At 63.7% G+C, this 21,208-nt stretch carries 33 protein-coding genes and 1 pseudogene; 29 read left to right on the forward strand and 5 right to left on the reverse strand.

The genetic code is table 11. From position 1 onward, the window contains the following. The 11 genes and pseudogenes from tuf to rplP all read left to right on the forward strand — a co-directional run. Positions 1–164, forward strand: a pseudogene (gene tuf / locus BCY78_RS24825) (elongation factor Tu); the annotation flags it as partial. A 64-nt stretch (positions 165–228) separates the two neighbouring features. Then, the gene (gene rpsJ / locus BCY78_RS20245; RefSeq protein WP_068305476.1) at positions 229–537 is read left to right on the forward strand and encodes a 30S ribosomal protein S10; all 309 of its coding nucleotides are present in this window, start codon (positions 229–231) and stop codon (positions 535–537) included. A gap of 12 nt (positions 538–549) precedes the next feature. Then, positions 550–1,278: a 50S ribosomal protein L3 gene (gene rplC / locus BCY78_RS20250; RefSeq protein WP_068305477.1), complete on the forward strand. Its 729-nt coding sequence runs from the start codon at positions 550–552 to the stop codon at positions 1,276–1,278. Beyond that, positions 1,275–1,895: a 50S ribosomal protein L4 gene (gene rplD / locus BCY78_RS20255; protein WP_068305478.1), complete on the forward strand. Its 621-nt coding sequence runs from the start codon at positions 1,275–1,277 to the stop codon at positions 1,893–1,895. The genes rplC and rplD overlap by 4 nt, the downstream gene beginning before the upstream one ends. Continuing rightward, entirely contained in the window at positions 1,892–2,188 is a 297-nt protein-coding gene (locus BCY78_RS20260) for a 50S ribosomal protein L23 (RefSeq protein ID WP_068305480.1), read from the forward strand. The genes rplD and BCY78_RS20260 overlap by 4 nt, the downstream gene beginning before the upstream one ends. 471 nt (positions 2,189–2,659) lie before the next feature. After that, positions 2,660–3,010, forward strand: coding sequence for a DUF2200 domain-containing protein (locus BCY78_RS20270; RefSeq protein ID WP_068305483.1), 351 nt, complete (start codon positions 2,660–2,662; stop codon positions 3,008–3,010). A gap of 234 nt (positions 3,011–3,244) precedes the next feature. Further along, positions 3,245–4,084 carry a 50S ribosomal protein L2 gene (gene rplB / locus BCY78_RS20275; RefSeq protein WP_068305485.1) on the forward strand — a complete coding sequence of 280 codons (840 nt, stop codon included), beginning with the start codon at positions 3,245–3,247 and terminating at the stop codon, positions 4,082–4,084. Positions 4,085–4,087: 3 nt separating this feature from the next. Next, on the forward strand, positions 4,088–4,366 hold the full coding sequence (rpsS, locus tag BCY78_RS20280; protein ID WP_068305486.1) for a 30S ribosomal protein S19: 279 nt from the start codon (positions 4,088–4,090) through the stop codon (positions 4,364–4,366). A 3-nt stretch (positions 4,367–4,369) separates the two neighbouring features. Beyond that, on the forward strand, positions 4,370–4,750 hold the full coding sequence (gene rplV, locus BCY78_RS20285) for a 50S ribosomal protein L22 (protein ID WP_068305487.1): 381 nt from the start codon (positions 4,370–4,372) through the stop codon (positions 4,748–4,750). Continuing rightward, complete coding sequence (gene rpsC / locus BCY78_RS20290) at positions 4,750–5,478, forward strand: 30S ribosomal protein S3 (RefSeq protein ID WP_068305488.1); 729 nt, start codon at positions 4,750–4,752, stop codon at positions 5,476–5,478. Before rplV ends, rpsC begins: the two co-directional genes overlap by 1 nt. Positions 5,479–5,490: 12 nt before the next feature. After that, the gene (gene rplP / locus BCY78_RS20295) at positions 5,491–5,904 is read left to right on the forward strand and encodes a 50S ribosomal protein L16 (RefSeq protein ID WP_068305489.1); all 414 of its coding nucleotides are present in this window, start codon (positions 5,491–5,493) and stop codon (positions 5,902–5,904) included. Between the two features lie 106 nt (positions 5,905–6,010). Here rplP and BCY78_RS20300 read toward each other — a convergent pair whose 3' ends face one another. After that, a complete protein-coding gene (locus tag BCY78_RS20300) occupies positions 6,011–6,637 on the reverse strand; it encodes a 2OG-Fe(II) oxygenase family protein (protein ID WP_068305491.1) in 627 nt (208 codons plus the stop codon). Here BCY78_RS20300 and BCY78_RS26230 point away from each other — a divergent pair. Together BCY78_RS26230 and BCY78_RS20305 are read left to right on the forward strand one after the other, a co-directional pair. Further along, entirely contained in the window at positions 6,621–6,755 is a 135-nt protein-coding gene (locus BCY78_RS26230; RefSeq protein ID WP_255403199.1) for a hypothetical protein, read from the forward strand. The genes BCY78_RS20300 and BCY78_RS26230 overlap by 17 nt on opposite strands. 78 nt (positions 6,756–6,833) lie before the next feature. Beyond that, on the forward strand, positions 6,834–7,958 hold the full coding sequence (locus BCY78_RS20305; protein ID WP_068305493.1) for a DUF3179 domain-containing (seleno)protein: 1,125 nt from the start codon (positions 6,834–6,836) through the stop codon (positions 7,956–7,958). A gap of 6 nt (positions 7,959–7,964) precedes the next feature. On the opposite strand, the gene BCY78_RS20310 is transcribed toward BCY78_RS20305, so the two are convergent. Further along, the gene (locus BCY78_RS20310) at positions 7,965–9,200 is read right to left on the reverse strand and encodes a calcium-binding protein (RefSeq protein WP_139103248.1); all 1,236 of its coding nucleotides are present in this window, start codon (positions 9,198–9,200) and stop codon (positions 7,965–7,967) included. Between the two features lie 159 nt (positions 9,201–9,359). Then, on the reverse strand, positions 9,360–10,274 hold the full coding sequence (locus BCY78_RS20315) for a delta-class carbonic anhydrase (protein WP_068305496.1): 915 nt from the start codon (positions 10,272–10,274) through the stop codon (positions 9,360–9,362). A gap of 314 nt (positions 10,275–10,588) precedes the next feature. Between BCY78_RS20315 and rpmC the strand changes: the two genes are divergently transcribed. From rpmC to BCY78_RS20380, 13 genes are all read left to right on the forward strand, one after another. Further along, complete coding sequence (rpmC, locus tag BCY78_RS20320; protein WP_068305498.1) at positions 10,589–10,792, forward strand: 50S ribosomal protein L29; 204 nt, start codon at positions 10,589–10,591, stop codon at positions 10,790–10,792. 12 nt (positions 10,793–10,804) lie between these two features. Continuing rightward, complete coding sequence (rpsQ, locus tag BCY78_RS20325) at positions 10,805–11,044, forward strand: 30S ribosomal protein S17 (protein WP_068305501.1); 240 nt, start codon at positions 10,805–10,807, stop codon at positions 11,042–11,044. A gap of 63 nt (positions 11,045–11,107) precedes the next feature. After that, entirely contained in the window at positions 11,108–11,476 is a 369-nt protein-coding gene (gene rplN / locus BCY78_RS20330; RefSeq protein ID WP_013066055.1) for a 50S ribosomal protein L14, read from the forward strand. Then, positions 11,476–11,781 carry a 50S ribosomal protein L24 gene (gene rplX / locus BCY78_RS20335; RefSeq protein WP_068305503.1) on the forward strand — a complete coding sequence of 102 codons (306 nt, stop codon included), beginning with the start codon at positions 11,476–11,478 and terminating at the stop codon, positions 11,779–11,781. Before rplN ends, rplX begins: the two co-directional genes overlap by 1 nt. Beyond that, positions 11,781–12,341, forward strand: coding sequence for a 50S ribosomal protein L5 (gene rplE / locus BCY78_RS20340; RefSeq protein ID WP_068305505.1), 561 nt, complete (start codon positions 11,781–11,783; stop codon positions 12,339–12,341). The genes rplX and rplE overlap by 1 nt, the downstream gene beginning before the upstream one ends. Positions 12,342–12,360: 19 nt before the next feature. Next, complete coding sequence (rpsN, locus tag BCY78_RS20345) at positions 12,361–12,666, forward strand: 30S ribosomal protein S14 (RefSeq protein ID WP_068305507.1); 306 nt, start codon at positions 12,361–12,363, stop codon at positions 12,664–12,666. Positions 12,667–12,675: 9 nt separating this feature from the next. Beyond that, entirely contained in the window at positions 12,676–13,074 is a 399-nt protein-coding gene (gene rpsH / locus BCY78_RS20350; RefSeq protein WP_199523183.1) for a 30S ribosomal protein S8, read from the forward strand. A gap of 11 nt (positions 13,075–13,085) precedes the next feature. After that, positions 13,086–13,619, forward strand: a complete 534-nt coding sequence (rplF, locus tag BCY78_RS20355) for a 50S ribosomal protein L6 (protein ID WP_068305509.1) — start codon at positions 13,086–13,088, stop codon at positions 13,617–13,619. An 11-nt stretch (positions 13,620–13,630) separates the two neighbouring features. Next, complete coding sequence (rplR, locus tag BCY78_RS20360; RefSeq protein ID WP_068305510.1) at positions 13,631–13,990, forward strand: 50S ribosomal protein L18; 360 nt, start codon at positions 13,631–13,633, stop codon at positions 13,988–13,990. Between the two features lie 145 nt (positions 13,991–14,135). Continuing rightward, on the forward strand, positions 14,136–14,690 hold the full coding sequence (gene rpsE, locus BCY78_RS20365; protein WP_068305511.1) for a 30S ribosomal protein S5: 555 nt from the start codon (positions 14,136–14,138) through the stop codon (positions 14,688–14,690). A 12-nt stretch (positions 14,691–14,702) separates the two neighbouring features. Beyond that, positions 14,703–14,888 (forward strand): 50S ribosomal protein L30, encoded by a 186-nt coding sequence (gene rpmD / locus BCY78_RS20370; RefSeq protein ID WP_068305512.1) that lies wholly within the window; start codon positions 14,703–14,705, stop codon positions 14,886–14,888. A gap of 143 nt (positions 14,889–15,031) precedes the next feature. Then, complete coding sequence (locus tag BCY78_RS20375) at positions 15,032–15,670, forward strand: hypothetical protein (RefSeq protein WP_068305514.1); 639 nt, start codon at positions 15,032–15,034, stop codon at positions 15,668–15,670. A gap of 82 nt (positions 15,671–15,752) precedes the next feature. After that, a complete protein-coding gene (locus tag BCY78_RS20380) occupies positions 15,753–16,958 on the forward strand; it encodes a cytochrome P450 (protein WP_068305515.1) in 1,206 nt (401 codons plus the stop codon). On the opposite strand, the gene BCY78_RS20385 is transcribed toward BCY78_RS20380, so the two are convergent. Next, positions 16,928–17,533, reverse strand: a complete 606-nt coding sequence (locus tag BCY78_RS20385) for a DUF998 domain-containing protein (protein WP_083195199.1) — start codon at positions 17,531–17,533, stop codon at positions 16,928–16,930. The two genes, BCY78_RS20380 and BCY78_RS20385, sit on opposite strands and share 31 nt — an antisense overlap. Before the next feature lie 93 nt (positions 17,534–17,626). Next, positions 17,627–18,463: an intradiol ring-cleavage dioxygenase gene (locus tag BCY78_RS20390; protein ID WP_068305520.1), complete on the reverse strand. Its 837-nt coding sequence runs from the start codon at positions 18,461–18,463 to the stop codon at positions 17,627–17,629. A 207-nt stretch (positions 18,464–18,670) separates the two neighbouring features. Between BCY78_RS20390 and rplO the strand changes: the two genes are divergently transcribed. The 3 genes from rplO to BCY78_RS20405 all read left to right on the forward strand — a co-directional run bounded on the left by rplO (position 18,671) and on the right by BCY78_RS20405 (position 21,194). After that, positions 18,671–19,150 (forward strand): 50S ribosomal protein L15, encoded by a 480-nt coding sequence (rplO, locus tag BCY78_RS20395; RefSeq protein ID WP_068305521.1) that lies wholly within the window; start codon positions 18,671–18,673, stop codon positions 19,148–19,150. Positions 19,151–19,254: 104 nt separating this feature from the next. Continuing rightward, complete coding sequence (gene secY, locus BCY78_RS20400) at positions 19,255–20,619, forward strand: preprotein translocase subunit SecY (RefSeq protein WP_068305523.1); 1,365 nt, start codon at positions 19,255–19,257, stop codon at positions 20,617–20,619. Further along, positions 20,616–21,194, forward strand: coding sequence for an adenylate kinase (locus tag BCY78_RS20405; RefSeq protein WP_068305524.1), 579 nt, complete (start codon positions 20,616–20,618; stop codon positions 21,192–21,194). The genes secY and BCY78_RS20405 overlap by 4 nt, the downstream gene beginning before the upstream one ends. Positions 21,195–21,208: the final 14 nt, after the last annotated feature.

The following is a 21,208-nucleotide window of genomic DNA, read 5'->3' on the forward strand; positions in this document are numbered from 1 at the left end:
CCGTGAAGCTGCCGGAAGGCACCGAGATGGTGATGCCGGGCGACAACCTGAAGTTCGAAGTCTCGCTGATCGCCCCGATCGCCATGGAAGAGAAGCTGCGCTTCGCTATCCGTGAAGGCGGCCGTACCGTCGGCGCCGGCGTCGTCTCGAAAATCATCAAGTAAGTAACGCGGTGGGGTGGGGCCGGGAAACCCTCCCGTCCCCACCTGCCAACCCGAGGGAAAAACGATGCAAGGTCAAACCATCCGCATCCGGCTCAAGGCCTTCGATTACCGCGTGCTCGATGCTTCGACCGCGGAAATCGTCAACACGGCCAAGCGCACGGGCGCTCAGGTCCGCGGTCCGATCCCGCTGCCCAACAAAATCGAGAAGTTCACGGTTCTCCGTGGCCCGCACATCGACAAGAAGTCGCGCGACCAGTGGGAAATCCGGACGCACAAGCGTCTTCTCGACATCGTCGACCCGACCCCGCAGACCGTGGACGCGCTCATGAAGCTCGACCTCGCTGCCGGCGTCGATGTCGAAATCAAGGTTTAAGGAGCTCTACCGATGCGCTCTGGAGTTATCGCAAAGAAACTGGGCATGACCCGGTTGTTCCTGGAGGACGGGAAGCAGGTTCCCGTGACCGTTCTCCAACTCGACTCGCTGCAGGTTGTCGCGCAGCGCACCTCTGACACCGACGGTTACACCGCGGTTCAGCTGGGCGCCGGCACGGCGAAAGCGAAGCGTGTTTCGGCCCCGATGCGTGGTCACTTCGCGAAAGCGAACGTCGCCCCGAAGCGTAAGGTCGCCGAATTCCGCGTCTCGCCGGAAAACCTGATCGAAGTTGGCGCCGAGATCTCGGCCGAGCACTATGTTGCCGGTCAGTTCGTCGACATCGCCGGCACCTCGATCGGTAAAGGCTTCGCCGGTGTTATGAAGCGCCACAACTTCGGTGGTCTTCGCGCCTCGCACGGTGTGTCGATCTCGCACCGTTCGCACGGTTCGACCGGCCAGTGCCAGGACCCCGGCAAGGTGTTCAAGGGCAAGAAGATGGCGGGTCACCTCGGTGCCGTCCGCGTCACCACCCAGAACCTGCAGATCGTCCGTACCGACGCCGACCGTGGCCTGATCATGGTCAAGGGCGCCGTTCCGGGCTCGAAAGGTGGCTGGGTCACCATCAAGGACGCGGTCAAGAAAGCCGCCCACGCTGACGCGCCGCGTCCGGCCGGCCTGAAAGCCGCCGAAGCGACCGCCGCTGCCGAGGCTGCGCCTGCCGCTGAAGGAGCTGATGAATGAAACTCGACGTGATCAAGCTCGACGCCGGCAAGGCCGGTGAAGTCGACCTGAACGACGCGATCTTCGGTCTCGAGCCCCGCGCCGACCTGCTGCACCGTGTGGTGCGCTGGCAGCGCGCCAAGGCGCAGGCCGGCACCCACTCGGTGCTGGGTCGCTCGGAAGTGTCGTACTCGACCAAGAAGATCTATCGCCAGAAAGGCACCGGCGGCGCTCGTCACGGTTCCAAGAAGGCGCCGATCTTCCGTAAGGGTGGTGTCTACAAGGGCCCGACCCCGCGGTCGCACGCTTTCGACCTGCCGAAGAAAGTTCGCGCCCTCGGCCTGAAGCATGCGCTTTCGGCCAAGGCTGCCGCTGGCAAGCTGGTTATCCTGGATGCGGCTGACATGGCCGAAGCCAAGACTGCTCTGCTCGCCAAGGCCGTGAACGATCTGGGCTGGAAGAAGGTCCTGATCATCGACGGCGCCGAAGTGAACGCGAACTTCGCCGCTGCCGCTCGCAACCTCGATGGCGTCGATGTGCTGCCGTCGATGGGCGCGAACGTCTACGACATCCTGAAGCGTGACACCCTGGTGATCACGAAGGCGGGTGTCGAAGCTCTGGAGGCTCGACTGGCATGAGCGCTAAGCCTGAACATTACGACGTGATCCGCAAGCCGATCATCACCGAGAAAGCGACCATGGCTTCGGAAGCCAATGCCGTCGTCTTCGAAGTGGCGATCGACTCGACCAAGCCGCAGATCAAAGAAGCCGTTGAGACCCTCTTCGGTGTCAAGGTGAAGGCGGTCAACACCACCGTCACCAAGGGCAAGACCAAGCGTTTCCGGGGCATCCTGGGCACGCGCAAGGACGTCAAGAAAGCGTATGTCACCCTCGAGGAAGGCAACGCGATCGACGTGACCACCGGTCTGTGATCCGCGCCGGTGGGGTGTAACCCCACCCTACGCAAAAGAGGGCCCCTCACCGCAAGGTGGGGGGCCTTCTTGTATTTGCGGGCGGTGTGGTGGATCGTTTGGATTCAGAGAGCCGTGCTGCCATGAGCGGCAGGGTCTGGGAATGGGCCTTGGAGGTACGGTCGGTTTGAGTTTTCGTGTAAAGATGATGCTTGAGGTCCTGGCGTGGTTTGGCTTTGCCGGATGCTATTGGTGGGAGGCGACGGTGTTCGATGACTCCCACTTTCGCCTTGCGGCCCTCACGGTCGTCTACGGCGGGCCGATCATAATCTTCTTCGAGTATATGCGAGGCAGGCAGCGCGGAGACGTCCCGGCAGCGCGAAGGTCTAGCCGGGAAGCTGATTGAGGTTCGGACGGCCTCGCGCACGGTTAGCGGGTCTATTTCTTGCGCTTGGGGTCACGAGCAGGCACCCTGCACCCAGGGAGGCCTGGATGGACAATCACCGCATCTACAAGACCAGCGTGGCGAGCGTGTACCGCCTCTATCTCGCCAAGGTCGAGAGGAAAGGCCGCGGCCGCGAAGAGCTCGACGAGGCGATCCGCTGGCTCACCGGGCATGACCAGCCGGGTCTAGAGGCGGTGCTGGAGCAGGGCACGGATTTCGAGACGTTCTTTGCCGAGGCTCCGGCCATGAACCCGTCCCGCGCGGCGATCACCGGCAAGATCTGCGGTGTGCGGATCGAGGAGCTGCCGGAAGGCACGATGCGCGAGATCCGCTACCTGGACAAGCTTGTCGATGAGATCGCCAAGGGCCGACCGATGGCCAAGGTCCTCCGCTGCTGACAGCGCTGACGATCCACGCCGAAAGCCCAAAAAAACAGGCGCCGCCTATGGACGTGGCGCCGGAAATCGCGTAGTTCCCGCCCATCGCGCGGCCCCGGATTCGTTCCGGGGCTGTCGATTTATGGAATCAGGGTTCGATTCGGGCAACCGATACGCACCCGGAACAGGCCACCTTCGGGGGGCTATAACGGAAGGCAGGGCAACCTGCCTGCAAAGCAACGGAAGACAGAAACCATGGCACTCAAGTCGTATAAACCGACGACGCCTGGCCAGCGTGGGCTGGTGCTGATCGACCGTTCGGAGCTTTGGAAAGGACGTCCCGTCAAGCACCTCACCGAGGGCCTGACGAAAACGGGCGGCCGGAACAACACCGGACGGATCACGGCATTCCACAAAGGCGGCGGCGCAAAGCGCCTCTATCGCATCGTGGACTTCAAGCGTCGCAAGTTCGACGTGGCCGCGACGGTCGAGCGTATCGAATATGACCCCAACCGCACCGCGTTCATCGCGCTGATCCGCTACGAAGACGGCGAAGTGGCCTACATCCTGGCCCCGCAGCGTCTGGCCGTTGGCGACAGCGTTATCTCGGGCGCGAAAACCGACGTCAAGCCGGGCAACGCGATGCCGTTCTCGGGCATGCCGCTCGGTACCATCGTCCACAACGTCGAGCTGAAGCCGGGCAAGGGCGGTCAGATCGCACGCGCCGCGGGCACCTACGCCCAGTTCGTCGGCCGTGACGGTGGCTACGCTCAGCTGCGCCTCTCGTCGGGCGAACTGCGCATGGTCCGTCAGGAATGCATGGCCACCGTTGGTGCCGTGTCGAACTCGGATCACTCGAACCAGAACCTCGGTAAAGCCGGTCGTCGTCGCCACATGGGCATCAAGCCGACCGTCCGCGGTGTTGCGATGAACCCGATCGATCACCCGCATGGTGGTGGTGAAGGCCGGACCTCGGGCGGCCGTACGCCGGTTAGCCCCTGGGGTAAGGACACCAAGGGTACCCGTACCCGCTCGAACAAGGCGACGGACAAATACATCATCCGTTCGCGCCACGCCAAGAAGAAGGGCCGCTAATCCATGGCACGTTCTGTTTGGAAAGGCCCTTTCGTTGACGCCTATCTGCTGAAAAAAGCGGAGAAAGCGCGCGAGTCCGGCCGTAGCGACGTCATCAAGATCTGGTCGCGCCGCTCCACCATCCTGCCGCAATTCGTGGGCCTGACTTTCGGCGTCTACAACGGCAAGAAGCACATCCCGGTCAACGTGACTGAGGAAATGATCGGCCAGAAATTCGGTGAGTACTCGCCGACCCGTACCTACTACGGGCACGCTGCCGACAAGAAAGCGAAGCGGAAGTAAGTCATGGGTAAAGAGCAAAATCCGCGCCGCGTGGCTGACAACGAAGCCATGGCCAAGGCCAGCATGCTGCGCGTCTCGCCGCAGAAGCTGAACCTGGTCGCCGGCCTCATCCGCGGCAAGAAGGTCGAGAAGGCGCTGTCCGATCTCACCTTCTCGAAGAAGCGTATCGCCATCGACGTGAAGAAGTGCCTTCAGTCGGCTGTCGCCAACGCTGAAAACAACCACGGTCTCGACGTCGACAACCTGATCGTCGCCGAAGCCTGGGTTGGCAAGAAAATGGTCATGAAGCGCGGTCGTCCGCGGGCTCGCGGCCGTTTCGGCAAGATCATGAAGCCGTTCTCCGAAATCACCATCAAGGTGCGCGAGCGCGAGGAGCAAGCGTAATGGGACAGAAGGTTAACCCCATCGGGATGCGCCTCCAGGTCAACCGCACCTGGGACAGCCGCTGGTACGCAGACGGCGAAGAATATGGCAACCTGCTCCTTGAAGATCTGCGCATGCGCGACTTCATCAAGGAAGAGTGCAAGGCTGCCGGCGTGAGCCGCGTTGTGATCGAGCGTCCGCACAAGAAGTGCCGCGTCACGATCCACACCGCGCGTCCGGGCGTGATCATCGGCAAAAAAGGCGCCGATATCGAAGGCCTGCGCAAGAAGCTGTCGAACTTCACCGACTCGGAACTGCACCTCAACATCGTTGAAGTCCGCAAGCCCGAGCTGGACGCCCAGCTGGTGGCCGAGTCGATCGCCCAGCAGCTCGAGCGTCGTGTCTCGTTCCGCCGCGCCATGAAGCGCTCGGTGCAGAACGCGATGCGTATCGGTGCCCTCGGCATCCGTGTGAACATCGCCGGCCGCCTTGGCGGCGCCGAGATCGCCCGGACCGAATGGTATCGCGAAGGCCGTGTGCCGCTGCACACCCTGCGCGCCGACATCGACTATGCGCTGGCCGAGGCCATGACCCCCTACGGGATCATCGGTATCAAGGTCTGGATCTACAAGGGCGACATCATGGAGCATGACCCGCAGGCGCGCGATCGCCGGCAGGCCGAGCTTCAGGAAGGCCCGAGCAGCGCGCCGCGTCGTGATCGTCGCGACGATCGCCGCGACCGCGCCTGAGGAGAGTAAGTCATGCTGCAACCGAAACGGACTAAGTTCCGCAAACAGCACAAGGGCCGCATCCACGGCGAAGCCAAGGGCGGTATGCTCCTGAACTTCGGCTCGTACGGTCTGAAGGCTGTCGAACCGGAGCGCATCACCGCGCGTCAGATCGAAGCTGCGCGTCGTGCCATGACCCGTCACATGAAACGTCAGGGCCGTGTCTGGATCCGTATCTTCCCGGACGTCCCCGTCTCGGCCAAGCCGGTCGAAGTGCGGATGGGTAAAGGTAAGGGTTCGGTCGACCGTTGGACCTGCAAGGTCAAGCCGGGCCGGATGATGTTCGAGATCGACGGTGTGAACGAAGACATCGCCCGCGAAGCCCTGCGCCTCGCTGCGATGAAGCTTCCGATCAAGACCCGCGTCGTCGTTCGCGAAGACTGGTAATCGGCGCGCCCTCAGGGCACGTTCCAGTCTGACGAAAGAACAAGAAACCCCCGCCGAGCGATCGGCGGGGGTTTTTCTGTCTCCGGTGAGTGGTGAGGCGACCGCCTCACTCCCAGCGGTAGTTGAAGCTCACCGAGATCCGCTCGTCCTCGGCCATGTTCATCGGCACCTCGTGGCGCAGCCAGCTCTCCCACAGCAGCACGTCGCCGACCTCGGGCTTCACATAGACGAAGGTCTGCATCTCGCGCCGCGCGTCCTTCAGCCGGGCAGGGGCGGCCATCAACCGGCCCGAGCGCGGGTCTTCCAGCTTCAGCGCAGAGGTGCCCTCGGGCATCTGCACATAGGTCGTCCCCGAGATCACCGAATGCGGGTGCAAATGCGAGGTGTGCAGCCCGCCCTCCGGCAGGATGTTGATCCACAGATCTTCCAGCACCAGCTTGCGGTCCTCAAGGTTGAATTCCAGATCCTTGGCGAAGGCCGCGACATGCTTGTCGAGCGCCTTCTGTATGTCGGCGAAGATCGGGAAGCGCCAGGGCAGATCGGTCAGCGAGGCATAGGAGGTATAGCCGGGATAGCCCTGCTCCTCGCACCATTCCTGACCGGCCTCGTCGTCCTCGGCGATGGAATAGCAGGAATTGACCAGCTCCTCCGGGTCGACCTGCGGTTTGTAGGCGGAAAGCGGCGCGCGGTAGAGGCGCGTGACGAAGAGCGATTCGATGGTGGCCTTGGACATGGGCGTGATCCTGATGCGGGCAGGGCAGGGCGCCCCGCAATTGCTGCCGATCTACACGCATCCAGTGGGTTGGTGCAAATCCCGCATCCACCGGGGGACGGCCGGGGTGGTGATCTAATCAGCCCCGACCGCTTGCCTCAGGGGTGTTCCTTCGCCATGAGGGCGGCGTAACATGAGTGCAACTTGGGGGTGTACGATGCTGATTGTCTTTTCCTTGCTCGGCGTCGTGGCCTTGCTCAATGGTACCGGCGCGATCTGGATGGCCTTGATCGAGGCCGTGCCCCTGCGTTGGCTGCGGGCACATTCCTTCTACCGAAAGCCGCTCGCCTGGGCGCTGCCCGCGCTGACCCTGCTGTGGGCGCTGCTGCAGCCGGTCTTCCCGTTGGCGGTTTGGGGTCCGCTTCTGGTGATGGCGCTGTCGGTGGTTCTGACCTACCGCATGCACCAATCGGTGGCCTTCCCGGCGGTGGATTTCCCCGCCCATGCCGAGGCCGAGGTGCTGCCCCTGCGGGACGAGATGGAGATCGCCGTGGTCGAACATAACGGCGTCACCCGCGCCTATGCGCTCGATCACCTGATCCATCACCACATCATCAACGACCGTTTCGGCGACCGGATCGTCGCGGTGACCTATTGCGCCATGTGCCGCTCGATGATCCCTTTCGACGTGACCGAGATCGGCCCGCTCTTCGTCGCCAGCTTCAAGGGCGGCAACATGATCGTCGGCGACCGGCGGACGCAGACCTGGTTCCAGCAGGCCAGCTTCCAGTCGCTGATGGGCCCGCTGCATCCGCGTGAGCTGGAGATGGTTGGATACCAGATGCTCAGCTGGCGCGAGCTGCGCGCCTCAGACGATGTGCCTCCCTTCGCTGCCTTCACCGAGGCCGACCTGAAGGAATTCGAGCTGCCAATCCCCGGCGTCTGGCGGAAGATCATGGCGTCCGAGGTCACGCCGGGCCTGTCGCGCGCGAAACACGACACCAGCCTGCCCGCGCGGACCCATGTCATTGGCGTATTGGAGCGCGGACTGCCGCCGCTGGCCGTCGAGCGCGATGCGGTGCGCGCGGCGGGCGTCGTCCCTCTCGCCGAGATCGGCGTGGTGCTGATCTCGGGTGGGGGCGGGGTGGTTGGTTTCCACCAGGACGGCCGCCAATTGTCGCTTCGGGATCTGCACATTGTCGACGCGGCGACGGGCGAGCAATGGACCCTCCGCGGCAAGGCGTTGGCGGGTCAGGGCGACCTGCGGCCTGTCGCTCTGTCGGACGAATACTGGTTCAGCTGGAAGCTGTTCCATCCTTCCGCCCGACTGCTGCGCCCCTGACCTGACCTAGCCGAGGATCTCCACGTCATCGGCGGTCAGGCTCGCCGTTCCCTGCAGCGTGATCGAGATGGTGCGGGTGTCTTCCGGCCCGATCAGCTCCAGCGAGACGCGGGTGCTGGCCGGGGTCATGCCGTCGATCTGCTCGATCTCAAGCGTTCCGGCCGCATAACTCTCGCCCAATGTGCTGAGGTCGAACACCAGCCGGTCCTCGCCGCTGGTGAAATCGACGATCTGCGCAGCCGATGCGAAGTAAGCATCGGTGACGCTGGAGCTGTCGCCGTCACCCTCGGACACGGCCACTTCGAAGACATCGGCCCCCTCGCCGCCGCGCCCGCTGGGTGTGATGAAGCTTTCGCCCGTCGGGATATACCAGCTGCCGTCGATCCGGATCGTGTCATCCCCCTCGCCGCCGTCGAAGAAGCCGGGTTGCGAGCCGTCTTGGGCCGCGGCGAGGATCAGGACATCGTCGCCGGCGCCACCCTGCAAGGTTGTCCTGTAATCGAGGCGCCCGTCGAGCGTATCGTTCCCGGCGCCGCCATCGATGACGCTGCCAACCCCGACGCCGGTAGTGTGCGGCTTCACTTGGATCAGGTCGTCGCCGTCTTCGCCCAGAAACTCGGACTGGCCGCCGCGGACGAACATCACGTCATCGCCGGCCCCACCGCGAATCGTCGCGTCATAGGTGCCGGCCCAGATCGTGTCGTCGCCGTCACCGCCCGTCACGTCGCTGCCAGAGATCACGTTCATCCCATCATCGACCCCGGTCAGATCGATGATGTCATCGCCGCCGGCGGCATCGATGGTCAGGCGGACCGGGCTGACGTAATCCTCCGCAAGGATCAGGTCATCGGTGTCGTCCGCGCGCAAAGTCTCGCCGCCCGACAGGAAAATCGCGCCGGTCTGCCGGCCACGATAGCCCGCAGGATCCAGCCGGTCCCCCGTCAGGGTATCCTCATCATCCGGATCGTCGTCGCCGGGGTCTTCCTCATCGGGGTCGTCATCGCCCGGGGTTTCGTCCTCGGGGTCCTCATCGCCGGGCGTCTCGTCTTCGGGGTCGTCCGTCTCCGGCGGGGTTTCGGTGTCGCCGCCCTCGGTGTCGTCATCGTCCCCGTCGTCTTCATCCTCGTCCCCGGCCCCGTCATCATCGAGGAGATCATCGTCGCCCGGCGTTTCGGTGCCATCATCACTGGTATCGTCACCGGGATCGCCGGCATCGACCATCGCGCCACTGGGCAAGGCCACCGAGAGTGAGAAAAGAAGGAGAATGATTGCGAGACCCATGACGCCCCCGGCGCTACCGTTAACCAAAACACAACCGCAGGGTTTCTTGTTCGGGTGGCCAAGTCAACGGAAAAGGGCGCCCGCGGTGGGGCGCCCTGTCATCCTGCCGGGGGGCTGAGATCAGAAGCGGATCTCGGACAGAAGCTCCGGATCGGTGACGAGGTTGCGCACGCCATGGGCGTGATCCTCCCCGAAGGCATTGTTGCCCAGCCAGGCGTCGATCGACTGGATCGACACCCGCAGGACGCGGGGACGGACACTCCAGGTCACCTGATAGGGTGAGCCGTTCTCGTTGTAGCTGGGGCCCGTGGTCGAGCCTTGGTAGACGATGGGCATGCCGCTGTCGCGCGGCAGGTTCGGTGCCTGGGCATAGCCGTCGATGGTCTGCAGCGAGGCGAGCTCAAGGAAGTTGGCGGCGTTGGGATCGTTGACCAGCACCATCACCTGCGCCTCGACCCGCAGTTCCGGGTTGCCGGTCTCGGTGTCGAGGCACGAGCCAAGGGTCGGGCCGGGGCGGACATCGGCGGTCGAGTAGACAAAATGCACCTCGATCGTGTCGCCGGGCACCAGCGCGCCATGGCCGACATCGCCGACCGGATGGGTATAGGGGGCACGCTCGGCATCGGTCAGATGACCGTCATAGGCGTAGCCCGAACCATTGCCGTTGCCGTCGCCATTGCCGATGTAGGTGGTGAATTCGCCCCCGCGATGTTCGGCCCCCTCATGGAAATGGATGTTGCACAGGTTCATGCGGCTGAAATGCGGGGCGAAACCGAAGATCCGGCGGTTCGAGCCCGCGACCAGATCGATGTCGCGCGGAGCCTGCGGGCCGAAGCCCACACCATGGGTCGCGCGCGAGAGAGCGATGCGCTGGTTCTGAATGACGCTGTCGGAGACGCTGTGATGCGCATCGGTGCCGTGGCTGGAGGCGCCATGCGTCTGACCCGAGGCCGCAGCAGCCATCAGGATCAGCGTCAGCGCCGAGAGGCCGAAAGACAGGGTCGCGGCCAGTGACGGGCGGAACGGGTTGTACATGGTCTCCTCCAAGCGCAAAGTACGGGGCAGCAGCAGCGTCGATGCGATTCACCATACCGGCCATCCGTTAGCGGATTCCAAACGACGAACAGCGACGGCGAAAAAGGTTCCGTCTGAAAGCGCGGCGCCTTTGTGTAAAATCCCTGAGGATTTCGGCGGATTCCGACGCACGGTGCTTGCCATGGCGGGCGTCCTCCCTTATAGCGCAGCATCCCGCGGATTCCGGTGTCGGAATCAGCGGGTTCATCATTGACTCCACCGGACACAGGGTCACCCACACGGGCCCTCTGGTGATGTTGAAAAGGAGCAGGCGTATGAACGCTGCCGAACTGAACTCGAAGACCCCGGATCAGCTCCGTGCTGACCTCGTGGCGCTGAAGAAGGAGGCCTTCAACCTCCGCTTCCAGAAAGCCACCAACCAGCTGGAAAACACGGCCCGCATCCGTGCCGTCCGTCGTGACGTCGCCCGCGTGCAGACCGTCCTGAACCAAAAAGCCGCTGAAGCGGCGGCGAACTGAGGATAACGAGACATGCCCAAACGCATCCTGCAAGGCACCGTGACCTCGGACCAGAACGAGCAGACGATCACCGTCCTCGTCGAGCGCCGCTTCACGCACCCCGTCATGAAGAAGACCGTTCGCTCGTCGAAGAAATATCGCGCGCACGATCCTCTGAACCAATTCAAGGTCGGTGACACTGTTCGCATCGAAGAGTGCGCCCCGATCTCGAAAACGAAGCGCTGGCGCGTCGTGACCGAGGCAACCGCCTAATTCACCCCTCGCCAGGGTTCTACGAAACCCTGGGGATAACCCCCAAAGGTCGGGAGACTTTCCATGATCCAGATGCAGACCAATCTGGATGTTGCTGACAACTCCGGCGCTCGCCGAGTTCAGTGCATCAAGGTTCTGGGCGGTTCGCATCGCCGCTATGCTTCCGTGGGCGACATCATCGTTGTGTCGGTCAAAGAAGCCATTCCGAAAGGCCGTGTGAAAAAGGGTGACGTCCGCAAGGCCGTCGTCGTCCGCACCGCCAAAGAAGTTCGTCGTGAAGATGGCACCGCCATCCGCTTCGACCGTAACGCTGCCGTCATCCTGAACAACCAGGGCGAACCGGTCGGCACCCGTATCTTCGGGCCGGTCGTTCGCGAGCTGCGCGCGAAGAACTTCATGAAGATCATCTCGCTGGCGCCGGAGGTGCTGTGATGGCTGCGAAACTCAAGAAAGGCGACAAGGTCGTCGTTCTGGCTGGCAAGGACAAAGGCAAGCAGGGTGAAATCACCTCCGTGTTGCCCAAGGACGGCAAGGCCATCGTGGACGGCGTGAACATCGCCATCCGTCACACCAAGCAAAGCCAGACCGAACAGGGTGGCCGCCTTCCGCAGGCGAAGCCGATCGACCTGTCGAACCTGGCGCTGCTCGACGCCAATGGCAAAGCCACCCGTGTCGGCTTCCGCGTGGAAGACGGCGTGAAAGTGCGCTTCGCCAAGACCACGGGAGACGTGATCTGATGCTCGACGCTGCGACTTACACCCCGCGTTTCAAGGCCGACTACAAGGACCGCATTCGCGCGGCCCTGAAAGAAGAGTTCGGCTACAAGAACGACATGATGATCCCGCGTCTGGACAAGATCGTCCTGAACATGGGCGTCGGTGAAGCCGTCAAGGACACCAAGAAGGTGAAATCGGCCCAGGCCGACCTGACCCTGATTGCTGGCCAGCAGGCTGTCATCACCAAGGCAAAGAACTCGATCGCGGGCTTCCGTGTTCGTGAAGAAATGCCGCTCGGCACCAAGGTCACCCTCCGCGGCGACCGGATGTATGAGTTCCTCGAGCGTCTGATCGTCGTCGCTCTGCCCCGCGTCCGCGACTTCCGCGGCGTGAAAGGCAACTCGTTCGACGGCCGTGGCAACTATGCCATGGGCATGAAGGAACACATCGTCTTCCCGGAAATCGACTTCGACAAGGTCGACGACGTTCTGGGTATGGACATCATCATCTGCACCACCGCGAAAACCGACGCGGAAGCCAAGGCACTGTTGAAGCACTTCAACATGCCGTTCATGGCCTGACGCGGAAGGAGAGGAAAACATGGCTAAAAAATCCATGGTCGAACGCGAGAAGAAGCGTCAGAAGCTGGTGCAGCAATATGCCGCCAAGCGTGCTGCGCTGAAAGAAGTCGCCACCGACCCCAACGCCTCGATGGAAGACCGCTTCAAGGCGAACCTGAAACTGGCCGAGCTGCCCCGCAACTCGTCGGCGACCCGTCTTCACAACCGTTGTGAACTGACCGGCCGTCCGAAGGCCTACTATCGCAAACTCAAACTGTCGCGGATCATGCTGCGTGAACTGGGGTCGAACGGCCACATTCCGGGCATGGTCAAGTCGAGCTGGTAAGGAGGAACGGTGATGATGAACGATCCTCTCGGCGATATGCTGACCCGCATCCGCAACGCGCAGATGCGTGGCAAATCGACCGTCCGCACCCCGGCCTCCAAGCTGCGTGCCTGGGTTCTCGACGTGCTGGCCGACGAAGGCTACATCCGCGGTTACGAGCGTGTGACCACGGCTGAAGGCCACAACGAGCTGGACATCCAGCTCAAGTACTCGTCCGGTGAACCGGCGATCCGGGAACTGAAGCGCGTGTCCACTCCGGGCCGTCGCGTCTATGCCGGCGCCAAAGAAATCCCGTCGGTCCGCAACGGCCTGGGCGTTTCGGTGGTTTCGACCCCGAAGGGCGTCATGTCGGATGCGAATGCACGCGCTGCCAATGTCGGCGGCGAAGTGCTCTGCCGCGTGTTCTGAGGAGGGCTGTCATGTCTCGTATCGGCAAGAAGCCTGTCGCTGTGCCTTCGGGCGCGACTGCGACCATCTCGGGTCAGACCGTGTCGGTGAAGGGTCCGAAAGGCACCCTGACCTTCAAGGCGACCGATGACGTCACGATCACCCAGGAAGACGGCGCAATCAAGGTGACCCCGCGTGGCACCTCGAAGCGTGCTCGTCAGCAGTGGGGGATGACCCGCTCGATGGTCGAGAACCTGACCGTCGGCGTGACCACCGGGTTCAAGAAGGAACTGGAACTGCAGGGTGTGGGTTACCGCGCCGCGATGCAGGGCAAGGACCTGAAGCTCTCGCTGGGCTATAGCCACGAAGTCATCTTCGAGGTTCCGCAGGGCATCACCGTGACGACCCCGAAACCCACCGAGATCGTCATCGAAGGTATCGATGCTCAGCAGGTGGGCCAAGTGGCCGCGAACATCCGCGAGTGGCGCCGCCCCGAGCCGTACAAAGGCAAGGGCATCCGCTACAAGGGTGAGTACATCTTCCGTAAGGAAGGCAAGAAGAAGTAAGGACGCGACAGATGGCGAACACCAAGCTCAAGCTGTTCCAGAAGCGTCGTCAGCGCGTCCGGAACAAACTGCGGAAAACCGCGAACGGCCGTCTGCGCCTTTCGGTTCACCGCTCCAACAAGAACATCAGCGTCCAGCTGATCGACGACGCCAAGGGGATCACGGTCGCCTCGGCTTCGACGCTCGAAAAGGACCTGGGCGTTGTCGGTGTGAACAACATCGACGCGGCGACCAAAGTGGGCGCCCTGATTGCCGAGCGCGCGAAAGCGGCTGGCGTCGAGGAATGCTACTTCGACCGTGGCGGCTTCCTGTTCCACGGGAAGATCAAAGCCCTGGCCGACGCTGCCCGCGAAGGCGGCCTGAAGTTCTGATCCCTGCAGGCGGCTTGGGTTTCCCGGACCGCCTCGATGATCGAGGGTTTGCCAGCCTTCCTAACCGGACAGGCTGGCTTACCACTGCGATCGGAAACCATCGGCGTGGCAGAGCCTGCGCCACCTGACAGAAGGAATGCCTTTCATGGCAGAACGTGAAAACCGTCGGGGCCGTCGCGAAGATCGCGAAGAGACCCCGGAATTCGCCGATCGCCTGGTTGCGATCAACCGTGTGTCGAAGACCGTCAAGGGTGGTAAGCGCTTCGGCTTCGCCGCGCTCGTCGTCGTTGGCGACCAGAAGGGCCGCGTCGGCTTCGGCAAAGGCAAGGCGAAAGAGGTCCCCGAGGCCGTTCGCAAAGCCACCGAGCAGGCGAAGCGCCAGATGATCCGCGTGCCGCTGCGTGACGGCCGCACCCTGCACCACGACATCGAGGGCCGTCATGGCGCCGGTCGCGTCGTGATGCGGACCTCGGTTGCCGGTACCGGCATCATCGCGGGCGGCCCGATGCGCGCCGTCTTCGAAATGCTGGGTCTGCAGGACGTCGTCGCTAAGTCGCTCGGCTCGCAGAACCCGTACAACATGATCCGTGCGACCATGGACGGCCTGAAGAAGCAGGCTAGCCCGCGTCAGGTCGCCCAGCGTCGCAGCAAGAAAGTCGCCGACATCCTCCGCAAGGAAGATGCGCCGACCGAAGCCTAAGGAGACCGGACAATGGCTACCATCGTCGTCAAGCAGATCGGCTCGCCGATCCGTCGCCCGGCCATCCAGCGCGAAACGCTGAAGGGTCTTGGCCTGAACAAGATGCACCGCACCCGTGAGCTGGAAGATACCCCTTCCGTGCGCGGCATGGTGAACTCGATCCCGCACCTGGTTGCGATCGTCGAAGAAAAAGCCTGAGCCTTCACGGTTCAGACGGATTGAAAGGGCGGGGGAAACCCCGCCCTTTTCTCATGCCGGCGCCCGCGAAGAGTTGAAGCGGCGCCCTCTTCCGGCAGGGCTGCGCGCCCGGTAGCTGTGGGCCGTCCCGGAAGAGGGTAGCCATGCGTTCCGCCGTCTTGATTCTCTCCACCATCGTCGGCCTCATGCCCGTCGCCGCGCAGGCCGGGCTTTGCGACTATCGGCTGTCCGAACTGGTCGCCCGGCGCGAATCTCCCGCCGTCGAGGCCGCTCGGGCCGCCAGCGCCGGGCCCGACGACACCACCCCGATGCTTTACCTGATGATCAACCCGATCACCGGAGAGACCAGCGTTGGCGCCACCGGCACCGGCGCGCCGCAGCCTGATGCCGGCTTCCTTGTCCGAACGGCGCGGGTGCTGGGATCGGCGGTCGCGCTGGTCGGCGCGGATTCGCCGCTTCTGAGCATTGGCGGCACGGTCGCCGGCGTCGGGCTGGAGGCCGTCTGCCGGATGGGGGATGAGCGCATCACCGATTATGACGAGGTGCTGGGCATCATGCGGGCGGTGGATACCAGCATGCCGCCGGACCTCTTTGCCGTGATCGAGCCGGGCGAGGAGCGCGTGGATGCCTTCATACGCTTCAGCCGCAACGACGGTTACTCGCCGTCGGAATACCCGGTGAAGGACCTCTATATCCTCAACGGTCGGTTGTATCTGCGGACCTGGGGCGTGAACGAGGTGCTGGGCGACATCGCGGTCTTCATCCCGCGCGTCGCTGAATAGGGCGTCGTTGCATCCGCGATGATCGGCTCTTGCCCCCGTCGCCGGGCTGCTTCACTCTGGCGCGGCAGCAGGGGAGGGCAGCATGCTGGACGTCGCCAATTTCGATCTGAACGCGATCGGCATGGAGTATATCCGTGACCCTTATCCGGTCCTGCACGCATTGCGGCGCGAAAGCCCGGTGCATCGCAATGCGGATGGCTCGGTGTTTCTGACCCGGCATGCGGATGTGCTGAAGGTCTATCAATCTCGCGCGATGCTGTCCGACAAGACCGAGGAATTCGGCAAGAAATTCGGTGAATGCCCGCTGCACACGCATCACACGACCAGCCTCGTGTTCAACGATCCGCCCTATCATACGGTGGTGCGCAAGCTCTTGGCCTCGGCCTTCACGCCCCGCAAGCTGGCGGTGTTCGAGGGGCTGATCGAAGGCATCGTCGACCGGCTTCTCGATCAGGTCGAGGAGAAGGGTGAACTCGATCTGATCGACGATTTCGCCAAGGTGCTGCCGACCGAGATCATCTCGTTCATGCTGGGGATCCCACCGGAATATCGCCAAAAGCTGCGCGGCTACTCGCTGGCGATTCTGGGCGCGCTGGACCCCGTGGTCCCGCCGGAGCGGCTGAAGGCCGGCAACGAGGCGGTGACGGAGTTCACCGAGATCCTCACCGACATCATCGACCATCGCCGTCGCAACCGTGAGGGGGCGATGGAGGGCGAGGTGCTGGAGAGTCTGATCTTCGGCGAGATCGATGGGCGTAAACTGTCCGAAGAGGAGCTGATGCAGAACTGCATCTTCCTTCTGAATGCCGGGCACGAGACGACGACCAGCCTCGTCGGCAATTCTGTCGGCATCCTGTTGAACAACCCCGATGAGCATCGGCGCCTCTTGGCCGAGCCGGAGTTGATCACCACGGCTGTCGAAGAGTTTCTACGGGTGGAGAGCCCCCTGCAGCAGGGGAACCGGCTGGCGGGCGAGGATATCGACCTTGGCGACGTGGTGCTGCCGAAGGGGACGTATATCCACACCTCGATCGCCGCGGCGAACCGCGATCCGGCGGTGTTCGAGGAACCGGATCGTGTCGATCTGGGGCGCAAGCCGAACCGGCATCTCGCCTTTGCGACGGGGATCCACATCTGCCTCGGCGCGACCTTGGCGCGGGTGGAGGGGCGGATCGCCCTCGGCGGGCTTGTCCGGCGCTTTCCGAAGCTGGCGGCGAATGGCGAGTCGTCGATGGTGCCGCTGGCGCGTTTCCGGGGTTACGCGAGCTTGCCGGTGCGGGTGCGCTGAGCACCCCACCACGCGAGGCCGGCCAGCCACAGCTGCGACGTCAGCTGCGTCACCAGCTCGCCCAGACCGGCGAGGGGCAGGCCGAGGCCTTCCGCCACGCCAGAGAAGATCCCGCCACACAGCATGACCACGGCGGCGATGGCCGAGGCCAGCCGCTCGGCCGCCGAAGCGGCGATCCGGGCGCAGAGGATCGCGGCCGAGAGGGTCAGCAGCGCGCTGAGGCCGACCAAGGCGATATGCGCGGCGCCTTCGGGCGTCCCTTCGCTGCCGGGCAGATCCATGGGAAACCCGAGGGCGCAGAGCATGCAGGCGAGGCCTAGGGCAATGATCAGCCGCGGGGCCATCCGTCCGGGCCCGTCCGGGTCCTTTGCCAGCGCAAGTCCGAGGGCGGCATGCAGCAGCCCGGCCATGGCCACCAGACCCGCCACCAGCCCTGCACCAGGGCGGGAGGGCACCAGCAGCAGGGCCAAGGGATCGGCCAGCAGGGAATGGTCGGTCTGCGCCGTCAGCCCCACCAGCAGCGCGGCGAGGAAGAACATAGGGGCGGCAAGTGCGAATCGGTAGATCTGGGCCATGGCTCAGCCATAGAGCATATGCCTGAACGAATTATGGCCACGCGACGGCGGAAAGCGGCAGCGGGACCGGCCCGCTGCGCGCCATCGCAGGTATTATGCGTCGCCCGGCAGGTAAGGGCTGCCCGCGGTCCCGCTTGAGCCCATGCCATCCGGCCCCATGCCGCCCGGCGGCGGGCCATCCGGGCGCTCGCCGGGACGCGCGCCACCGCCCATCCCGGCGGACGAGACGGCCATCGGGTCCACGCCGATGATCATCTGCGCGAGATAGGTCTCGGCGCCCTCGGTGAGCGCGGCGTAGGAGGCCCGCGTCGCCTGCTGGGCGATGCCGTCGTTGCCGTTGTAAGTGTCGCGGGTGGCGTCGCGCTGATAGGGCTCGACGTTCTCGTAAAGGTATTGCGACAGGGCGTCGGGGAAGAAGATCTGCCCGGTCAGCACCTGCGTCTCATCGAGCCAGACCTTGAAATGCATATGGGTGGTCCGGCCGCGATACCAGCCGGGATAGATCGTCTGGAACTGCACCAAGCCCTGCGCATCGGCCATCTGCGTGCCGCGCAGGAAGGTCTCACCCTCGGCCGAGGTCTGGCCGCTGTCGCCGCCGAAGCTGGAATAGACCCCCTGCGCGTCGCAATGCCACAGGTCGACACGGGCGCCCTCGATCGGTTGGCAGGCGGCATCGACGACTTGCAGCCGGAGGGACAGGGCGAGGCCCGGTTTGCCCTCGGTGATATCGCTGCGGATCATCCCGGTATCGAGGTAATAGGGCCCTTCGGTCACTTCGGGCGTCAGGGCGCAGACATCGGCACCGGGGATCAGCGCGCTGGTGTCGGCATAGGCAAGGCGCGGCATCATCACGCCGCTGGCGCCGACGGCGAGCAGGGTCAGCGCGTGGCGGCGGGTCAGGACCGGGGTGGGGAAGGGTGTTTGGGTCATTGGCTGTCCTTTGTGTTGCCCTATCAACGCAGAAGGGTGGCCATTCCGTCGGACAGCGGTTTCAGGGGCGGCGTGATCTTGCTTGAACCGTGGCGACATCCCGTCTATACGCCCCCGATCGGCGCATGAGGTGCCGATTCACAGACACGCAAGCCGAGTTGCCCCTTTCCGTCGCAGGCGGGGTATTCCGGCACAGGAGATGCGACAATGAAACTGAACGAAATTCGCGATAACGAAGGCGCAACCCGCAAGAAGAAGCGCGTTGCCCGTGGTCCTGGTTCGGGCAAGGGTAAAACCGCCGGCCGTGGTATCAAAGGTCAGAAATCGCGTTCGGGCGTGGCGATCAACGCGTACGAAGGCGGCCAAATGCCGCTGTACCGCCGCCTGCCGAAGCGCGGCTTCAACAAGCCGAACCGCAAGGAATGGGCCGTCGTCAACCTGGGCGCCATCGTCAAGTTCATCGAAGCCGGCAAGATCGACGCCAAGGCCGAGATCAACGAGGACGTGCTGGTCGCGTCGGGCCTCGTGCGCCGCAAGCTGGACGGTGTCCGCGTGCTGGCCAAGGGTGACGTTGCTCAGAAGCTGACGATCGTCGTCGCAGGCGCCTCGAAAGCGGCGGTTGAAGCGGTCGAGAAAGCCGGCGGCTCGCTGAAAACCACCGTCGTGGCGACCGAAGCCGCGGAATAAGGTGTTGTGGGCGACGCGCTCGCCCCTTACATCATCCGCATGGGTTTTCCTGCGCCGCCGACCGGAACCCGGCTCGGCGGCGCTGTCATGAAAGAGACGGGAACATGGCTTCTGCTGCAGAGCAAATGGCGGCCAACACCTCGTGGGCCACGCTCGCCAAGGCGAAGGACCTCCGCCAGCGCATCTTCTTCGCGATCGGACTGCTGATCGTCTACCGCATCGGGACCTATATCCCTGTGCCCGGCATCGACGGCAACTCGCTGCGCGAGTTCATGACCGATGCGGCCGCCGGCATTGGCGGCATGCTCAACATGTTCACCGGCGGCGCGATTGCCCGCATGGGGATCTTCGCCCTGGGCATCATGCCCTATATCTCTGCGTCGATCATCGTGCAGCTCGTCGCCTCGATGTACGGCCCGTGGCAGAACCTCCGCAAGGAAGGCGAGCTGGGCCGTCGCAAGCTGAACCAATACACGCGCTACGGCACCGTGTTCCTGGCGCTGGTGCAATCCTACGGCCTCGCGATTTCGCTGGAAGCCGGGGATCTGGCCACCGATCCGGGTTGGTTCTTCCGTGTTTCGACCGTGATCACGCTGGTTGGCGGTACGCTGTTCCTGATGTGGCTGGGTGAGCAGATCACCGCGCGCGGCATCGGTAACGGCACCTCGCTGATCATCTTCGTCGGCATCATCGCCGAGGTTCCCGCCCAGCTGGCGCAGTTCCTGTCGCAGGGCCGGACCGGTACCATCTCGTGGCCGGTGATCGTCGGCATCATGCTGATGATGATCGGGCTGGTGGCCTTTGTCGTGTTCATGGAGCGTGCACTGCGCAAGGTGCATATCCAGTACCCGCGGCGTCAGGTCGGCATGAAGGTGTATGACGGCGGCTCGTCGCACCTGCCGATCAAGGTGAACCCGGCCAACGTGATCCCGGCGATCTTCGCCTCGTCGCTGCTGCTGCTGCCGACGACGCTGTCGACCTTCTCGGGCAGCTCGACCAACCCGATCATGGCGACGATCCTCGCCTATTTCGGGCCGGGCCAGCCCCTGTACCTGCTGTTCTTCACGGGTCTGATCGTTTTCTTCACCTTCTTCTACACGCTCAACGTGTCGTTCAAGGTCGATGACGTCGCCGAGAACCTGAAGAACCAGAACGGCTTCATTCCGGGCATCCGTCCGGGCAAGCGGACCGAGGAATACCTGTATTTCATCGTCACCCGTATCTGCACCGTCGGCGCGCTGTATCTGGCTGCCGTCGCCCTGATGCCGGAAATCCTGCGCTCGCAGCTGTCGATTCCCTTCTACTTCGGTGGCACCTCGGTGCTGATCGTCGTGGCGGTGACCCTCGACACGATGAGCCAGGTCCAATCGCACCTGGTCGCGCACCAGTACGAAGGCCTGCTCGAGCGCTCGCAACTGCGCGGCAAGAACCGCGGCAAGACCCAACGCAAAGGGCCCGCTCTGCGATGAACATCATTCTTCTGGGCGCTCCGGGCGCCGGCAAGGGGACCCAGGCGGGTATCCTCGTCGAGACCCGCGGCATGGTTCAACTCTCGACCGGCGACATGCTTCGCGCTGCGCGGTCTTCGGGCACCGAGATGGGCCTGAAGGTCGCGGCGGTGATGGATGCAGGTCAGCTGGTGACCGACGAGATCGTCATCGGCCTGATCGAGGAGCAACTCGACAAGGGTTCTGAAGGCGGCTTCATCTTCGACGGCTTCCCGCGCACCCTGCCGCAGGCGGATGCTCTGGGTGAGCTGCTGGCGAAGAAGGGCCTGTCGCTGGATGCGGTGATCGAGCTGGTCGTCGATGACGAAGCGCTCGTCGGCCGGATCGAGAAGCGCGCGGCCGAAGCTGCTGCTGCCGGCCAGCCGGTGCGCAGCGACGACAATGCCGAGGTCTTCGCGGGACGCCTGAAGGAATATTACAAGAAGACGGCGCCGCTGACCGGCTACTATTATGCCAAGGGCAATCTGCAGACCGTGAACGGCATGCAGTCGATGGAAGCGGTCCGCGACGCTATTGCGAGTCTTCTGAAGGCGTGATCACATGACCCCGA

This window comes from Pararhodobacter sp. CCB-MM2, assembly GCF_001691415.1.
Taxonomy (GTDB): domain Bacteria; phylum Pseudomonadota; class Alphaproteobacteria; order Rhodobacterales; family Rhodobacteraceae; genus Pararhodobacter.

Bases quoted from the DNA above. Each gene is read 5' to 3' on its own strand.
- rpsN (WP_068305507.1), top strand. From the start codon at position 12,361: ATGGCTAAAAAATCCATGGTCGAACGCGAGAAGAAGCGTCAGAAGCTG.
- rplO (WP_068305521.1), top strand. From the start codon at position 18,671: ATGAAACTGAACGAAATTCGCGATAACGAAGGCGCAACCCGCAAGAAG.
- rplC (WP_068305477.1), top strand. From the start codon at position 550: ATGCGCTCTGGAGTTATCGCAAAGAAACTGGGCATGACCCGGTTGTTC.
- BCY78_RS20405 (WP_068305524.1), top strand. From the start codon at position 20,616: ATGAACATCATTCTTCTGGGCGCTCCGGGCGCCGGCAAGGGGACCCAG.
- BCY78_RS20270 (WP_068305483.1), top strand. From the start codon at position 2,660: ATGGACAATCACCGCATCTACAAGACCAGCGTGGCGAGCGTGTACCGC.
- rpsE (WP_068305511.1), top strand. From the start codon at position 14,136: ATGGCAGAACGTGAAAACCGTCGGGGCCGTCGCGAAGATCGCGAAGAG.
- rpmC (WP_068305498.1), top strand. From the start codon at position 10,589: ATGAACGCTGCCGAACTGAACTCGAAGACCCCGGATCAGCTCCGTGCT.
- BCY78_RS20315 (WP_068305496.1), bottom strand. From the start codon at position 10,274: ATGTACAACCCGTTCCGCCCGTCACTGGCCGCGACCCTGTCTTTCGGC.
- BCY78_RS20380 (WP_068305515.1), top strand. From the start codon at position 15,753: ATGCTGGACGTCGCCAATTTCGATCTGAACGCGATCGGCATGGAGTAT.
- BCY78_RS20385 (WP_083195199.1), bottom strand. From the start codon at position 17,533: ATGGCCCAGATCTACCGATTCGCACTTGCCGCCCCTATGTTCTTCCTC.
- rplE (WP_068305505.1), top strand. From the start codon at position 11,781: ATGCTCGACGCTGCGACTTACACCCCGCGTTTCAAGGCCGACTACAAG.
- rpsJ (WP_068305476.1), top strand. From the start codon at position 229: ATGCAAGGTCAAACCATCCGCATCCGGCTCAAGGCCTTCGATTACCGC.
- rplD (WP_068305478.1), top strand. From the start codon at position 1,275: ATGAAACTCGACGTGATCAAGCTCGACGCCGGCAAGGCCGGTGAAGTC.
- rplN (WP_013066055.1), top strand. From the start codon at position 11,108: ATGATCCAGATGCAGACCAATCTGGATGTTGCTGACAACTCCGGCGCT.
- rpmD (WP_068305512.1), top strand. From the start codon at position 14,703: ATGGCTACCATCGTCGTCAAGCAGATCGGCTCGCCGATCCGTCGCCCG.
- rpsC (WP_068305488.1), top strand. From the start codon at position 4,750: ATGGGACAGAAGGTTAACCCCATCGGGATGCGCCTCCAGGTCAACCGC.
- rpsQ (WP_068305501.1), top strand. From the start codon at position 10,805: ATGCCCAAACGCATCCTGCAAGGCACCGTGACCTCGGACCAGAACGAG.
- BCY78_RS20300 (WP_068305491.1), bottom strand. From the start codon at position 6,637: ATGTCCAAGGCCACCATCGAATCGCTCTTCGTCACGCGCCTCTACCGC.
- BCY78_RS20260 (WP_068305480.1), top strand. From the start codon at position 1,892: ATGAGCGCTAAGCCTGAACATTACGACGTGATCCGCAAGCCGATCATC.
- rplR (WP_068305510.1), top strand. From the start codon at position 13,631: ATGGCGAACACCAAGCTCAAGCTGTTCCAGAAGCGTCGTCAGCGCGTC.
- rplX (WP_068305503.1), top strand. From the start codon at position 11,476: ATGGCTGCGAAACTCAAGAAAGGCGACAAGGTCGTCGTTCTGGCTGGC.
- rplP (WP_068305489.1), top strand. From the start codon at position 5,491: ATGCTGCAACCGAAACGGACTAAGTTCCGCAAACAGCACAAGGGCCGC.
- BCY78_RS26230 (WP_255403199.1), top strand. From the start codon at position 6,621: ATGGTGGCCTTGGACATGGGCGTGATCCTGATGCGGGCAGGGCAGGGC.
- rplF (WP_068305509.1), top strand. From the start codon at position 13,086: ATGTCTCGTATCGGCAAGAAGCCTGTCGCTGTGCCTTCGGGCGCGACT.
- BCY78_RS20375 (WP_068305514.1), top strand. From the start codon at position 15,032: ATGCGTTCCGCCGTCTTGATTCTCTCCACCATCGTCGGCCTCATGCCC.
- rplV (WP_068305487.1), top strand. From the start codon at position 4,370: ATGGGTAAAGAGCAAAATCCGCGCCGCGTGGCTGACAACGAAGCCATG.
- BCY78_RS20390 (WP_068305520.1), bottom strand. From the start codon at position 18,463: ATGACCCAAACACCCTTCCCCACCCCGGTCCTGACCCGCCGCCACGCG.
- secY (WP_068305523.1), top strand. From the start codon at position 19,255: ATGGCTTCTGCTGCAGAGCAAATGGCGGCCAACACCTCGTGGGCCACG.
- rplB (WP_068305485.1), top strand. From the start codon at position 3,245: ATGGCACTCAAGTCGTATAAACCGACGACGCCTGGCCAGCGTGGGCTG.
- BCY78_RS20305 (WP_068305493.1), top strand. From the start codon at position 6,834: ATGCTGATTGTCTTTTCCTTGCTCGGCGTCGTGGCCTTGCTCAATGGT.
- rpsS (WP_068305486.1), top strand. From the start codon at position 4,088: ATGGCACGTTCTGTTTGGAAAGGCCCTTTCGTTGACGCCTATCTGCTG.